Source organism: Rufibacter roseolus, assembly GCF_017916365.1.
Classification (GTDB): Bacteria; Bacteroidota; Bacteroidia; order Cytophagales; family Hymenobacteraceae; genus Nibribacter; species Nibribacter roseolus.
This window is the reverse complement of sequence record NZ_JAFMSU010000001.1, coordinates 40168-54945: the sequence shown is the minus strand read 5'-3', so window position 1 is coordinate 54945 and position 14778 is coordinate 40168. Positions and strand designations below refer to the sequence as shown.

Annotated in this window: 9 protein-coding genes; 4 read left to right on the top strand and 5 right to left on the bottom strand. The window is 55.4% G+C overall.

Features of this window, described 5'->3' with window-relative positions; translation table 11 throughout:
• The first annotated feature begins 112 nt into the window (after positions 1 to 112).
• Positions 113 to 1447, top strand: coding sequence for a cytochrome ubiquinol oxidase subunit I (locus J3P35_RS00220; RefSeq protein ID WP_210461963.1), 1335 nt, complete (start codon positions 113 to 115; stop codon positions 1445 to 1447).
• A gap of 10 nt (positions 1448 to 1457) precedes the next feature.
• A complete protein-coding gene (locus J3P35_RS00215) occupies positions 1458 to 2474 on the top strand; it encodes a cytochrome d ubiquinol oxidase subunit II (protein WP_210461961.1) in 1017 nt (338 codons plus the stop codon).
• A gap of 157 nt (positions 2475 to 2631) precedes the next feature.
• On the opposite strand, the gene J3P35_RS00210 is transcribed toward J3P35_RS00215, so the two are convergent.
• On the bottom strand, positions 2632 to 3066 hold the full coding sequence (locus J3P35_RS00210) for a hypothetical protein (protein ID WP_210461959.1): 435 nt from the start codon (positions 3064 to 3066) through the stop codon (positions 2632 to 2634).
• Between the two features lie 186 nt (positions 3067 to 3252).
• Here J3P35_RS00210 and J3P35_RS00205 point away from each other — a divergent pair, with 186 nt between their 5' ends.
• A complete protein-coding gene (locus tag J3P35_RS00205) occupies positions 3253 to 4512 on the top strand; it encodes an MFS transporter (RefSeq protein ID WP_210461957.1) in 1260 nt (419 codons plus the stop codon).
• Positions 4513 to 4887: 375 nt separating this feature from the next.
• Here the strand turns inward: J3P35_RS00205 and J3P35_RS00200 are convergent, their stop codons facing one another.
• The 4 genes from J3P35_RS00200 to J3P35_RS00185 all read right to left on the bottom strand — a co-directional run bounded on the left by J3P35_RS00200 (position 4888) and on the right by J3P35_RS00185 (position 11546).
• Entirely contained in the window at positions 4888 to 6045 is a 1158-nt protein-coding gene (locus J3P35_RS00200; protein WP_210461955.1) for an efflux RND transporter periplasmic adaptor subunit, read from the bottom strand.
• A 2-nt stretch (positions 6046 to 6047) separates the two neighbouring features.
• Positions 6048 to 10442: a CusA/CzcA family heavy metal efflux RND transporter gene (locus tag J3P35_RS00195; protein ID WP_210461953.1), complete on the bottom strand. Its 4395-nt coding sequence runs from the start codon at positions 10440 to 10442 to the stop codon at positions 6048 to 6050.
• 369 nt (positions 10443 to 10811) lie between these two features.
• Entirely contained in the window at positions 10812 to 11195 is a 384-nt protein-coding gene (locus tag J3P35_RS00190) for a hypothetical protein (RefSeq protein ID WP_210461951.1), read from the bottom strand.
• A 222-nt stretch (positions 11196 to 11417) separates the two neighbouring features.
• On the bottom strand, positions 11418 to 11546 hold the full coding sequence (locus J3P35_RS00185) for a 30S ribosomal protein THX (protein ID WP_210461949.1): 129 nt from the start codon (positions 11544 to 11546) through the stop codon (positions 11418 to 11420).
• Positions 11547 to 11823: 277 nt separating this feature from the next.
• Here J3P35_RS00185 and uvrA point away from each other — a divergent pair, with 277 nt between their 5' ends.
• On the top strand, positions 11824 to 14640 hold the full coding sequence (gene uvrA, locus J3P35_RS00180; RefSeq protein ID WP_210461947.1) for an excinuclease ABC subunit UvrA: 2817 nt from the start codon (positions 11824 to 11826) through the stop codon (positions 14638 to 14640).
• Positions 14641 to 14778: the final 138 nt, after the last annotated feature.

Genomic DNA, 14778 nt, shown 5'->3' with positions numbered 1-14778 from the left:
CCAAAACATTTAAAACCACTCTGTAAGAAATATCTCTTTTTCCTGTCCTGCTATTACTTCCTGTCTTACCTTTCCACCGCTTTAGGCAGAGTACCCACTTATCCCTTTTGCTATGGATGACCTTTTTGCCGCCCGGTCACAGATGGCGCTGTCGCTGGGTTTTCACATCATTTATGCCTGCATTGGCATGGTCATGCCCTTCTTCATGGCCGTTTCCCATTATCGCTACTTAACCACCCACCAAGATGTCTACAAACGGCTCACCAAAGCGTGGAGCAAGGGCGTGGCTATCTTTTTCGCTACGGGTGCGGTCTCCGGTACCATGCTGTCGTTTGAGTTGGGGTTGCTTTGGCCTAGGTTCATGGAGCACGCTGGACCTATCTTCGGGATGCCTTTCTCATTGGAGGGGACGGCTTTCTTTATTGAGGCCATTGCGCTGGGTTTCTTCCTGTACGGGTGGGGACGGTTCAACCCATGGTTCCATTGGTTTACCGGCGTAGTGGTAGGTGTGAGCGGACTAGCCTCGGGCATTCTGGTGGTGGCCGCCAACGCCTGGATGAACAGCCCCGCCGGGTTTGACTACGTGAACGGCCAATACCTGAACATAGACCCGATCAAAGCCATGTTCAACAATGCCTGGTTCACGCAGGCTCTGCACATGACCTTGGCGGCTTTCACGGCTACAGGTTTTGCCGTGGCTGGTTTGCACGCGCTCATGATCCTGAAAAAGCACAACGTGGTATTCCACGCCAAGGCCTTTAAGATTGCCGCCATCTTCGGGGCGGTAGCGGCCATTCTGCAGCCCATCTCTGGCGATCTCTCGGCAAAGGACGTGGCCCAACGACAACCGGCCAAGCTGGCTGCCATGGAGGCGCACTTTCACACTGAGAAATCGGCGCCACTGGTGTTGGGCGGCCTGCCCGATGAAGGCAAAAAACAGGTGAATTACGCTATCAAGATCCCCGGCATGCTTAGTTTCCTGGCCCATGGTAATTTTGAGCAGGAAGTCACCGGACTGGACAAATTCCCGAAAGAAGACCAACCGCCGGTGCTGGTAACGCACATCGCGTTTCAAATTATGGTGGGGCTGGGCTCGTTTCTGATGCTGGTGTCACTGCTGTACTTGCTGGCGCTCTGGAAGAAAAAGAAATGGCTCTATAGTACCTGGTTGCTGCGGTTGTTTGTGCTGGCCATTCCGCTGGGGTTCATCGCCATTGAAGCCGGTTGGACCGTGACCGAGGTAGGCCGTCAGCCCTGGATTCTGTACGGGATCATGCGCACCGCCGACGCGGTGACGCCGATGCCGGGTATCGTCTATTCTTTTTACCTGTTCGCGGGCATTTATTTTTCTCTGAGTCTGGTTGTGGCCTATCTGCTGTACCGTCAGATCAAGGCCGTGCCCACGCTGTATGACGTCACCCCGGAACCAACGCCCGTTGCCCACTAATCCTTAGGCCATGCTATACGTTGTCATCGCTTTTCTCTGCCTGGGTATTCTCCTGTACTTTCTGCTGGGCGGCGCCGATTTTGGGGCCGGAATCATAGAACTGTTCACCCACCGCCGCAACATCAGGAAAACCCGCACCACCATGTACCACGCCATCGGGCCCATCTGGGAGGCGAACCACATGTGGCTTATCATCGCCATCGTAATTCTGTTTGTGGGTTTCCCCAGGATCTATTCTACCATGTCGGTGTACATGCATATTCCGCTGGTGCTGCTGCTCATTGGCATTATCGCGCGCGGTACGGCCTTCGTGTTCCGGCACTATGACGCTGTAGTGGATGAGATGCAGGTGGTCTATAACAACATCTTCGTGTACTCCAGCTTTTTGACGCCGCTGTTCCTGGGCATCATCGCAGGTAGTGCGGTGTCGGGGCATATAGATGTGCAGGCCGATAATTTCCTGGATGCGTACGTGTTCAGCTGGCTGCATTGGTTCTCGGTGGCGGTGGGGCTCTTTACGGTGGCGCTCTGCGGATTTTTGGCGGCTATCTATCTCATCGGCGAAGCCGAGGAGCAGGACCGGCGCCGATTTGTGGAGAAAGCCCTGATTTTGAACATAGTGGCGGTGGTTTGCGGAGCCCTGGTGTTTGTGGCCGCCCAGGTAGAAGGCGTGCCGCTGCTGGAGTGGCTTTTCGGGAATGCGATCTCTTTTACCGCTATTGTGCTGGCCACATTGTCACTGGCGCTGCTGTGGTTCTTGCTGGGGCGGGGTCAGGGAAAGGTGCTGCGGGTGCTGGCGGGGTTCCAGGTGACCATGATTCTGCTGGCCATCGGGTGGGCCCATTTTCCCGATTTTATCCTGCTGCGCAGCGGTGACCACCTGTCTTTGCTGGAGACCCAGGCGCCGGCGGCTACCATTAATGCCTTGGGTTGGGCCCTGGTGCTGGGCAGCGTGTTTATTTTGCCGGCGCTCTTCTACCTGTTCTACAGCTTCCAGAAAAAGCCTATCCATGACTTTGAAGTATAGACATGCCAGTTAGCCCACGCTTAAAAATGCACCACCTGTTTTTAAGCCGATTTTCTGAAAATGCCTGCAAAACGGCTTTACAGTGAGAGGCAAAATGAAACGGCCCCGAAAAGAATTCTTCCTTTCGGGGCCGTTATTTGAAATCTATGGCAAAAGCTTAGTTCTCTACTTCCACTAACTGACATTTCTTTAACCAAAGCAACGCCTGGGTTTCTGAGGTGAAGCCTTCAAAATCTGCACCTTGTCCGTACCAGGGCAGGCTTCTCATCTGCGCTGCTGAGGACTTTGTTTCTAAATCATTGGCGTGTGCAGGTGACACCAGGTAAGCTACATGGGTGATATGCCCTAATTGACCGTGTAAAGCGGGGAAATAGGTTTCACGAAGCCACTCAACATCTACTTGGGAGAGTGGGCCTCGGCTTCTGACATCAAACAGCCAGTAGCGGGCATGGGTGTCCTTGGCCAACTCCAAAACTTGCTGGTACACTTCCCTGGCTGTGAAGGCGTACACAGGTTGTGGCCAGCGAAGAATCAACACATCCAGGTCTGGACGGTAGGTCAACGCAATGGCATCTAGAAATAATGGAGACATAGGGGGGACGTTTAGTGAGGTAAACTTACAAACAATACGCACAACCAAGTCTATTTGCCTTGTTAAATTATAGGTAGACTCAGAATATAGGGAACATCTATATTCTCCGAGGCGTTCACTCCCGAGGCAGAATAACCGTATTCCATTGAAAAATGCAATACCTTTGCCTTCTTGATTTCCTAACCTGTGACCACAACCACCCCCAATCAGGAGGAGCGGCATGATCCGTACGCCGTCCTCCGTATCCCCGAGTTTAGATTGTTTGTTTCTGCCCGTTTCTGCATCACGCTGGCCATGCAAATACAGGCCGTAGTAGTAGGTTGGCAGATTTATGACATCACCAAAGACCCTTTCTCCCTAGGTTTGATAGGCTTAGTAGAGGCCATTCCGTCCATCACAGTGGCACTGTACGCGGGCCACGTAGCCGATATCATCCCGCGCAAGCGGATCATTATCACGGTTCTGAGCGTGCTGCTTTTCTGCTCGTTGGCGCTTTTGTTCTACACCTTGGATGTTGGTAAAATCCTGCACGCTTTCGGGACGCTGCCCATCTACTCGGTGATTTTCCTGAGCGGGATTGCCCGTGGGTTCATGGGGCCGGCCGTCTTTGCGTTTATGCCGCAACTCTTGCCAGACCGTAAACTGTACGCCAACGCCATCACCTGGAGCAGCACCACCTGGCAGGCGGGCTCCGTGGCGGGCCCGGCCATCGGTGGTTTGGTGTATGCCTTTGGTGGGGTAACGGCGGCATTCGGGGTAGATGCCTCACTGGTGCTGCTGTCGCTGCTGCTGTACACGTTTATCGCCGCCCGGCCGCTGCCAGTGAGCGAGGGTCCTAAACTCAAGATCAAGGAAAGCCTGCAGACCGGACTGAGGTTCGTGTTCGGGAACCAGATCATCCTGAGCGCGCTGGCCCTAGATATGTTTGCGGTACTTTTCGGCGGCGCCGTGATTCTGTTGCCGGTGTTCGCCTCGGATATCCTCGAGATCGGGCCGCAGGGCCTGGGCTTGCTGCGCTCCGCGCCGGCTATCGGCTCCGTAACTATGGCCTTGTTCATGGCCTACCGGCCGATTACCTTCAACGCCGGGAAGAAAATGCTGTGGGCGGTTGCGGGTTTTGGGGCGTGCATCATCGTGTTTGGCTTATCAGAGATCTTCTGGCTATCGTTTGGGATGCTGTTGCTGAGCGGCGTGCTGGACAGCGTCTCGGTGATCATCCGGTCCACCTTGATCCATACGCTCACTCCGGAGCACATGAAAGGCCGCGTCTCCAGCGTGAACAACATCTTTGTGGGCTCCAGCAACGAGATCGGGTCTTTTGAATCAGGCCTAGCCGCGAAGCTGCTGGGCGTAGTGCCCTCGGTGGTGTTCGGCGGCACTATGACGATTTTGATTGTGGCCTTCACTGCCTGGAAAGCGGATAAACTGCGGAAGCTGAGTTTGTAGTAGGTTTATAAGAAGCAAAGCCCCTGCTTTTGCCCTGATTTCTGAAAAGCAGGTCAAAAGCAGGGGCTTTGTTATGGGATGAAGTTGCGGAAGGGCTCTATTTGCTCCCTAGATAATGTGCGATAATCAAGGCAGTTGGCGGAGACGCTCGCAGGTCCTTTGGACGCTACGAGGTCTTTTGAGCAGGCATTTGCTGCGTGGGTGACTACACCTGTGAGGTTTTGAGAACCTCACAGGTTTTTGCATTTACGGCCTCTTTTCCTCAGGCCAACGCCAAAACACATTCCCGACTCAGAACTCAGCACTCAAGACTCATAACTCATAACTCATTGGTTGACATCGTAGCGTCCGGAGACCTGCGAGCGTCTATACCACCTATTCTTCCTCCTCCTTGTTCTCCTGCATGGCCAGCAGGTTGTGCGCGCCTTTCACGGCAATGCTGCTGGTGGATTGTAGTTCTGCCGGAAGCTGCACTTCCACATAGCCGTTGCCTTTGAGGCCGGTTTTTACCTCTACCCGTTTGAACTGGCGGTTGCCGGGGCTGGCGTACACGTAGGGCGTGCCATCGAACTGAACCACGGCGCTTTCCGGGAGGGCGGTAACGGTACGGTCAGTGGTTTGGACGGTGGCGGTCACGTACATGCCGGGAAGCAGTTTATGTTCGTCGTGGTGGTCCAGGTGGGCGTGGATAGGAACGGTTTTGTCGCCTTCCACGCTGTGGCCTACCAGGATGATTTCGGCGGTGCGGGGCGCGGGATCGTTGGGCAGGGTGTAGGTGAGGCGCTGGCCCGGGCTCAGGTAAGGCACGTCTTTCTCGAAGGCGTTGAGTTTGAGGTGCAGGTCATCGGTGTTCACCAGTTCAAAAAGCACATCAGAGGCGTTCACCATTTTGCCCACGTTCACCAGTGTGTTTTTCACGAAGCCGTTGATAGGCGAGGTGATGTTGATGCTCCGGCTGATTTTGCCGTTCTGCAGGCGCGCCGGGTTGATGTTGATCATGAGCAGTTTCTCGCGCAGGGCGGCCAGGCTGTTCTGCAGTACCTCGCGCTCGGTTTTGATTTGCTGCAGGTTCTTGAGAGCACTTACTTTCTCCTGGGTGAGTTCCTGCTGACGCTGGTACTCCAGGTTGGCCAACTGCAGGCGGGCGCGGGTGTCCAGGTAATCCTGCTGCAGCTGCACGTAATCGGGGTGCTGGAGGGTGGCCAGAACCTGGCCTTTGTTGATGTGCTGGCCCGGCAGCAGGTTCATGGATTTCACAAATCCGCCGTACGGCACCGAGACGCTGATCAAACTGGTGGGTGGCACGTCTATTTCACCGGAAAGCTGCAGTGTGTTGCCCAGTTTCTGTTGCGTGGGCGAGCCCAGTTCCACGCCGGCGTTCTGCATCTGCTGCTGGGTGAGGGTGATGAGCTCAGGCGTTTCTACTGGCGCAGCAGCAGTTTCAGCTGTAGGCGTTTCAGGGGTGTTTTTCTCAGAACAGGCCGAGAACAGCAGAAGCCCGGCCAGGCTATACGTGAAAAAAGATGTTCTCATGGTTAGTTGCCTCCTAAGTGTTGGAGTTGAAAGACGTTTAATTGATAATCCAGCAGGAGCTGAAGGTAGTTCTGTTGGGTACGCAGCTGTTGGTCGGCGGCTTGCAGGTAGCTCAGGTAACTGGCCTCGCCACTACGGTAAGCCTTATCAGCTTGTGTGAGGGCCAGGCGGGCGTTCCCCAGCACTTGTCGCTGGTAGAACTGCAGGCTCAGGCGCAGTTGCTGATGCGTGGCCTGGGCAGCCTGCCATTCGTTCTGCAGCAGGTACTGTTGGTTTTGCAGCGTGGCCTCGGCGGCCTGCTTGCCCAGCGCGGCGGCTTTCACCCGCGCCCGCTGCGGTCCCTGCCACAGCGGCACCGCCAATCCTGCTTCCACGCCCTGGAACCGTCGGCCCCGGTCTACTGCCGTTTCCACGCGGCTGTTGATGTCATAGGTGCCAATCAACGATTGGTTGAAGTAGCCCAAGGTAATATCCGGCGCCAGTTTGCTTTTCTCGGCCTGTTGCTCGCGGTCGGCCACGGTGATCTGCTGCTGGTACACAGAAAGCAGCGGGTGACTTTCAAGGGCGGCAGCGCCGATAGTGGTGCTGTCTGCTCGCAACGGCTCCGGGGTGATTACCAGGGGCTCGGGTGCCTGGATCAAGGCGTTCAGTTGCGCCTGGGCTACGGACAAGGCCGTTTGGTTCTGCCGTATCCGGTCGGTGAGTTCCAGGCGTTGGGTGGTGGCAGTTGTTTTCTCCAGCAGACCGGTCTCGCCGGTTCTGAACCGTACGTCGGCCGCCCGTTCCAACACCTGGAAGATGCTGTCTTGCCGCTGTAACAGCTGGGCGGTGCCGTGCAGAAACGCCAGGCGCGCATACGCCTGTTTCACTTGGTAAGCTAACTCGTGCTGCTGCAGGTTCAGTTGCTGTTGGCTCAGGTTTTTCTGCTCCTGCAACAGTTTGCCTTGCGCATTCCACGTGGTAGGGAACGGAATGGTCTGGCTCACGCCAATGCGGTCATCGGTGACGGGGCTATTGATCTCACCCTGGCTGTAGGTCACCTCGGTTTTAGGGATATCCACCGCCGTTTTCTGCAGAGCACCGCGCATTTCCACTTCCAGCGCTGCGCTGCGTAGCTGTTTGTTGTTCTGTTGCGCCAACTCCAGGACCTGCGCCAAAGAAAGGGTTTGCGGCGTTTGGGCCTGACCTACCTTCGGTAAAGCCAGGCAGAACAGTACCAAGCCCAGGGCGGCTTCTTTTTTTAGTTTTTTCAGGCCTGTGCCCGAGTTTTTCAATCCGCCCAAACCTTTCTCGGAGAAATAGTAGATGATGGGCAGCACCACCAGCGTGAGCAGCGTGGCCGAAAGCAATCCGCCGATCACCACGGTAGCCAGCGGTTTCTGGACTTCGGCGCCCGCCGAGGAAGACAAGGCCATGGGCAGGAACCCGAGCGAGGCCACCGTGGCCGTCATCACGATGGGCCGCAGACGAGCCGCCGTTCCTTCCCGGATGATCTGTTCCAGATTGGTCATGCCGCCAGCTTTGAGCTGGTTAAAGTACCCGATCATCACGATTCCGTTGAGTACGGCCACGCCAAACAGCGCAATAAAGCCCACGCCCGCCGAGATACTGAACGGCATATCGCGCAGGAGCAAGGCGAAGATGCCCCCAATGGCCGAGAGCGGAATGGCCGTGAAGATGAGAATGGACTGCTTGATGGATTTGAAGGCGAAAAACAGCAGCACGAAGATGAGCGCCAGGGCCAGCGGTACGGCCACCAAAAGGCGTTTTTTTGCTTCGATCAGGTTCTGGAACTCGCCGCCGTAGGTGATGGTGTAGCCCGGCGGCAGCTTGATCTTACCCTCTATTTTCTGCTGGATCTCGGTGACAATGCTCTGCACATCGCGGTTACGCACGTTGAACCCGATGGTGATGCGCCGGCGGGTTCCGTCTCGTTGGATCTGGTTGGGGCCTTCCTTCATCTCCACTTTGGCAATGTGCTCCAGCGGAATCTGCAGGCCGTTGGCGTTGCTCACGTAGAGGCGCTGCACGTCAGAGATATCGCGTCGGTTCTGCTGGTTCAGGCGCACCACCAGGTCAAAGCGTTTCTCGCCCTCGTAGACCTGACCGGCAACCTCGCCCGCGAACCCAGCGGTGACGGTGCGGTTCACGTCTTCAATGGTGAGGCCGTAGCGCGCCATGCTCTCGCGGTCGTATTCCACCACCACCTGCGGCAGTCCGCTCATTTCCTCAATATACAGGTCCTGCGCGCCTTCAATGGGTTGGATGAGCTTGCCGATTTTCTCCGCGGCGCGGGCCAGTTGGTCCATGTCTTCGCCATAGATTTTGAGCACCACGTCTTGCCGGGCGCCGGTCATGAGCTCGTTGAAGCGCATCTGGATGGGCTGCTGCACCCCGAAGGAAGCCTGCGGCAGGTTCTGGTGCAGTACCTCAGACATTTTGTTGGCTAGTTCTACGCGGGAGCTGGCGCTGGTCCACTCAGAGCGTTCCTTCAGGACCACAATCATGTCGCCCAATTCCACGGGGTTGGGCTCAGTAGGCACTTCGGCAGAGCCGATTTTGGTGACCACTTTCTCTACCTCGGGGAAGGTCTTTTTCAGGACTTCGGAAGCTTTCTGCACCACTTTGATGGTCTCGTTGAGAGAGCTGCCGGTAAGCACGCGGGTTTCAATGGCGAAATCGCCCTCGTCCAGAGACGGAATAAACTCCCCGCCCATTTGTGTGAACAGCACCAGACTCAACGCGAACAGCCCCAGGGCGATGCCCAGCACCAGCATTTTAGCCCGTAGCGCGAAGTTGAGCAGCGGCTGGTACGCCCGGTTAATGGCGTTCATGATCTTGTCTGAGATGTTCTCTTTGTGCTGGGTTTTGCGGCTCAACACCAGCGATGACATCATGGGCACATAGGTGAGCGACAGCAGGAACGCCCCCAGAATAGCGAAGGAAACGGTCTGCGCCATGGGTTTGAACATCTTGCCTTCAATGCCCACCAGCGCCAGAATAGGCAGGTACACTATCAAGATGATGATCTGTCCGAACGACGCAAAGCCCATCATTTTGCTCGCCGAGCCCTGCACCTCATCGTCCATCTGCTTGCGCGAGAGTTTGAACACACCCTGCTGAGAATACTCGCTGGTCTGGATGTTATGGATCACGCTCTCCACAATGATCACGGCCCCATCCACAATCAACCCGAAATCCAGCGCACCCAAACTCATGAGGTTCCCCGATACGCCGAACACGTTCATAAGCGAGATGGCAAACAGCATAGCCAGCGGGATCACCGAGGCCACCAACAGCCCCGCCCGCAGGTTGCCCAGGAGCAGCACCAACACGAAGACCACAATCAAAGCACCCTCGGCGAGGTTTTTTTCTACCGTGCTGATGGCGCGGTTCACCAGTTTGGTGCGGTCCAGGAACGGCTCCAGCACCACGCCCTCGGGCAGGGTTTTCCGGATCTCGGCTACTTTGTCTTTCACCCGCTGGATGACTTGGGAGGAGTTTTCGCCTTTGAGCATCATCACGATGCCACCGGCCACCTCGCCGTGCTCGTTCACCATGGCACCGTAGCGGATGGCCGAGCCTTCGCGCACCTCGGCCAAATCTCTGATAAGCACCGGAGCACCACCGGGCGTGTTGGTGACTACCACGCGCCCGATGTCTTCCTTGGTTTTCACCAAGCCTTCGGTCCGGATGAAGTAGGCGTTAGGGTCTTTCTCAATGTAAGCGCCGCCTGCGTTGGCGTTGTTTTTCTCCAGCGCATCGAACACCTGGGTGATGGTGAGGTTGAAACTGCGCAGCTTCTCGGGGTTGATGGCCACTTCGTATTGCTTCAGGTTCCCCCCGAAACTGCTGACCTCGGCTACGCCGGGGGTGCCCAACAGTTGCCGCCGCACAATCCAGTCCTGGATGGAACGCAGCTCAGTGGCGTTGTACTTGTGCTCAAAGCCGGGTGCGGGGTGCAGTTCGTACTGGTAAATCTCGCCTAGACCGGTGGAAACGGGGGCTAGGGTGGGCGAACCCATGCCCTCGGGGATCTGCTCCTCGGCTTCTTTCAGCTTCTCGGTGATCTGCTGGCGGGCCCAGTAAATGTCGCGGTCCTCGTCAAAGACCACCGTCACCAAAGACAGCCCGAAGCGGGAGAACGACCTTATCTCCGTAATGCCCGGCACGCTGGCCACCGACAATTCCACGGGAAAAGAGATAAGGCGCTCCACTTCCTGCGCGCCCAAAGACGGCGACACCGTGATGACCTGGACCTGGTTGTTGGTGATGTCTGGCACGGCATCAATGGGCAGGCGCTGCACGTTGTACACGCCCCACGCCACCAAAGCCACCGTAAGCAAGCCGATCACCAGCTTGTTCTTGATGGAAAACTCTATAATCTTCTGTAACATGTTCTTGCGTTGGAATGAAGCTGCATTCGCCGGGTTTGGCAGTTAGCAGCAGGATGAGAGAACCTTCCGGCTTGTGGTAGCGCAGAGGTTTCTGGGAGGATGAGGTTGAGGCTATTGGCGGAGACGCTCGCAGGTCCTCCGGACGCTATGAGGTCAAACAATGAGTCCTGAGTTCTAAGTCCTGATTCCTGAGTCGAGGATGCGTTTTTGGCCTGTTTATCAGAAAATAGATCAGAAACGCATTTTACGTTTTGCGTACAGGATTGAAGTAACCAGACCTTTTTGTCATCCTTCCAAGATGACAAAAGAGAGAAGATCCGGCCTTTTTAAATTAGCCAAACTGCTTATGTAGCCAGAAAAGGAGGAGTTTTACGCCACTTGCGGAGGTTGCCAGATACTGCCGGTGAAGGCCTCAGGAACCCGGGATTGGGGATGAGAAGTGAATTGCTGTGGCTCCTGCGCTTCCTGCACCTGGAAAAAAGGTTGCAGCAGCGGCATGGCCACAAAATAGTCGTACGCCGAGTTGCCCATCTGTTTGAGCGGGAGCCGGTCGTGGTTTTCTGAAGGGGTGTTCTCGGATCCCTGGTAGTGCATGTCCAGAAACTCTGTGAAGCTCAGCTGGCCATTCAGGGCGATGTGCGTCTGGTAATGCTGCAGCAGGTCAGAGATTTTGGACAGCTCGTGCAAATCAGAGTTGGGCAGCAGGGAGCCCAGCAAGAGGTAAACCGCAAAAAAGATAACTCTGACTTTCACAACAGGGGAGGAGGTTCTGCGGGCAAATATAAAAAGAATGCCGGAAGGTGGGGAAACAAAAAGTTTCTTTCATCGCTGAGTGCCTTCTGATTAGGCTAGGGCCAGGCTTCTTGCACAGAGAACCTTCTGTTTTCGTTTTTAGCCCCGATTTCTGGAATCAATCTTAAAACAGCGAGGCCCGCCAGAATTTCTCTGGCGGGCCTCGCTGTTGCCGTAAAAGGTTTATGCTTTGCCGGCGATGGTCAGTTTAGCGGCTTTAGTGGCCTCGTTCTTCGGTTTCTGGGGGCGGCTGTTGCCGTAAGAACCTTTACTGATCTTGCCTTTTTTGCTTTTTTTATCTCCTTTTCCCATGGTGATAGTAATTGGTTATAAATGAAACATGTGGTGACAAGTTATCTCATGCGAGAGTCACGGAAAGAAAGTTACAAAGCCACGCTAAAAAGCGCAAGTTTCTAAAACCGTTTGTGGCTTGGTTTTCAGAAAGTAACCTTAAAACGGAATCCACGCTTCCCTTTCTAAATCCCGATGCGTATGCCTACCTTTGCGGTTTGGCCTCGCGCTTGTTTTAAACCCGCCTGAACAGAATTATTCTTCCGCGGTTGTTGTTCTAGAGAGGCTATAATTCCATATGACAGAAGATCTCATTCAACAAGATACCGAACTGGACGCGCTGGACGCCCGCGAGCACATCATCATCAAGCGGGCCCGCGTCCATAACTTAAAGAACCTGAGCGTGGCCCTGCCGCGTAACCAGTTCATTGTGGTGACCGGCCTTTCCGGTTCCGGTAAATCGTCCCTGGCCTTTGACACGCTCTACGCCGAGGGGCAGCGCATGTACGTGGAGAGCCTGAGCTCTTACGCCCGCCAGTTCCTTGGCCGCATGGACAAACCCGATGTGGATTACATCAGGGGCATCAGTCCGGCCATTGCCATTGAGCAGAAGGTCAGCATCCGGAACAACCGCTCTACCGTGGGCACCAGCACCGAGATTTACGATTACCTCAAGCTGCTGTACGCCCGCATAGGCAAGACCATTTCCCCTATTTCGGGGCAGGAAGTGAAAAAGGACACCGTTTCCAGCGTGGTCGATTTCCTGATGACCCTGGAAGACGGTACCCGCATCATGATCCTGGCGCCGCTGCAACAGAGCAAAGACCGGAAACTCAGCAAAGAACTGGACCTGCTTCTGCAGAAAGGCTATTCCCGTGTGCTCTACAACGGCGAGGTTTCTTTCATTGAGGAACTCATCGCCGAGGGCCAGAAAGAGCCCAAAGGCACGGTTTCCATCCTGATTGACCGCGCCGTGATCAAGCAGGGCGAGGAAGACGAAAGCCTGCAGATGCGCTTGGCAGACTCGGTGCAGACCGCCTTCTACGAAGGCCACGACGAATGCCACATCCAGATCGGTGACGAGACCCGCGTGTTCTCCAACCGCTTTGAGCTGGACGGCATGGTGTTCGAGGAGCCTAACGTGAACTTCTTCTCCTTCAACAACCCATACGGCGCCTGCCAGACCTGCGAAGGCTGGGGTAGCGTGTTGGGCATCGATCCTGACCTGGTCATCCCAGACAAAAGCCTGACGGTGTACGAGGGAGCCATCGCGCCGTGGCGCACCGAGAAACAGAACGAGTGGCTGCAGCCCTTGCTCAAGAACGGCGTGCGCTTCGATTTCCCTATCCACCGCCCGTACAACGAACTCACCGAGGACGAGCAGGAATTGCTCTGGACCGGTAACAAGTACTTCGGGGGCCTCACCGATTTCTTCAAGCACATCTCGGCGCAGACGCATAAAATTCAATATCGCGTGTTGCTGTCGCGCTATCGCGGACGTACCGCCTGCCCTGACTGCAAAGGCTCGCGCCTGCGGAAAGACGCCAGTTACGTGAAAGTAGACGGAAAAAGTATCACTGATTTGGTGCTCATGCCTGTGACCAAAACGCTGGACTTCTTCCAGAACCTGAACCTGAGCGAGCATGACATGGCCGTGGCCGACCGTTTGGTAACCGAAGTAACCAACCGCCTGAGCTATCTCACTCGTGTGGGTCTGGGATACCTAACCTTGAACCGTCTTTCTAATACGCTTTCCGGAGGCGAAAGTCAACGCATCAACCTGGCCACCTCTTTGGGTAGCGCGCTGGTGGGCTCCATGTACATCCTGGATGAACCCAGTATTGGTTTGCACCCGAAAGACGCGGATCAATTGATTGGAGTATTGCGCAGCTTGCAGGAGATGGGCAACACCGTAATTGTGGTAGAGCACGAGGAAGGCATGATGGAAGTCGCCGACCAGGTGCTGGATATCGGTCCGGAAGCTGGTTCCGGCGGTGGAAACCTCATGTTCCAGGGTACTTTCGATGAACTCCTGAAGAGCGATACCTATACCGGGCGTTACCTGAGCGGCCGAATGGAAGTGCCGGTTCCTGCCACCCGCCGCCCGTGGCGAAACTGCGTGGAAGTACACGGCGCCCGCGAGAACAACCTTAAAAACGTGTCGGCTAAGTTCCCGCTGGACGTGATGACAGTAGTGACGGGCGTGAGTGGCTCCGGTAAATCTACCTTAGTGAAGAAGATTTTGGCGCCATCGCTGATCAAAGCTTTGGGCGGCCACGCTGATGCTACGGGTAAATTCGACAAACTCACCGGCGACATTAACAAGGTGGCGCACGTGGAGTTCGTGGACCAAAACCCCATCGGAAAATCGTCGCGCTCCAACCCGGTGACCTACGTGAAAGCCTACGATGCCATCAGAACCATGTACGCCGATCAGCCGCTGGCGAAAGCCCGCGGGTTCAAGCCATCGCACTTCTCGTTCAACATTGAAGGCGGCCGTTGCGAAGTATGCCAGGGTGAGGGCCAGGTGAAAATTGAGATGCAGTTTATGGCTGATATCTACCTCACCTGCGAGGCCTGCGGCGGACAGAAGTTCAAGCAGGACATCCTGGATATTCAGTACCACGAGAAAAACATCTCCGAAGTGCTGGACATGACCATTGACGATAGCTTGATTTTCTTCAAAGACCAGCCCAAAATTCTGGAGAAACTAAAGCCGCTGCAAGATGTGGGCTTGGGTTACATCCGCTTGGGGCAGAGTAGCAACACCTTGTCTGGTGGCGAGGCGCAGCGCGTGAAGCTGGCCTCGTTCCTAACCAAAGGCGCCACGCCGCACAACGGCAACATCCTGTTCATCTTTGATGAGCCCAGCACCGGCCTCCACTTCCACGACATCAGCAAGCTTTTAACGGCCCTGAATGCCCTGGTGGAAAACGGCAACACCGTACTGGTCATCGAGCACAACATGGACATCATCAAATGCGCCGACTGGATCATTGACCTCGGCCCTGAAGGCGGTACTAACGGCGGCCACCTGCTGTTTGAAGGCACCCCGGAAGACTTGGTGAAGCAAGAAGACAACCATACCGCCAAATACCTGAAGCCAAAGTTATAAAGCTGTTCTGCGGCTGTTTTTGAGAAAATAGGCGCTAAACGGAATCAGACGATTCAGACCTGTGAGGTTTTCAAAACCTCACAGGTCTTTTTGTTTGTAGGGGCAATCCCTGGTGGTTGCCCTTTAAGTTCGCAACTG

Excerpts from the sequence above, each read along its gene's own strand:
- J3P35_RS00220 (WP_210461963.1), top strand. The coding sequence starts at position 113 with ATGGATGACCTTTTTGCCGCCCGGTCACAGATGGCGCTGTCGCTGGGT.
- J3P35_RS00215 (WP_210461961.1), top strand. The coding sequence starts at position 1,458 with ATGCTATACGTTGTCATCGCTTTTCTCTGCCTGGGTATTCTCCTGTAC.
- J3P35_RS00210 (WP_210461959.1), bottom strand. The coding sequence starts at position 3,066 with ATGTCTCCATTATTTCTAGATGCCATTGCGTTGACCTACCGTCCAGAC.
- J3P35_RS00200 (WP_210461955.1), bottom strand. The coding sequence starts at position 6,045 with ATGAGAACATCTTTTTTCACGTATAGCCTGGCCGGGCTTCTGCTGTTC.
- J3P35_RS00195 (WP_210461953.1), bottom strand. The coding sequence starts at position 10,442 with ATGTTACAGAAGATTATAGAGTTTTCCATCAAGAACAAGCTGGTGATC.
- J3P35_RS00185 (WP_210461949.1), bottom strand. The coding sequence starts at position 11,546 with ATGGGAAAAGGAGATAAAAAAAGCAAAAAAGGCAAGATCAGTAAAGGT.
- uvrA (WP_210461947.1), top strand. The coding sequence starts at position 11,824 with ATGACAGAAGATCTCATTCAACAAGATACCGAACTGGACGCGCTGGAC.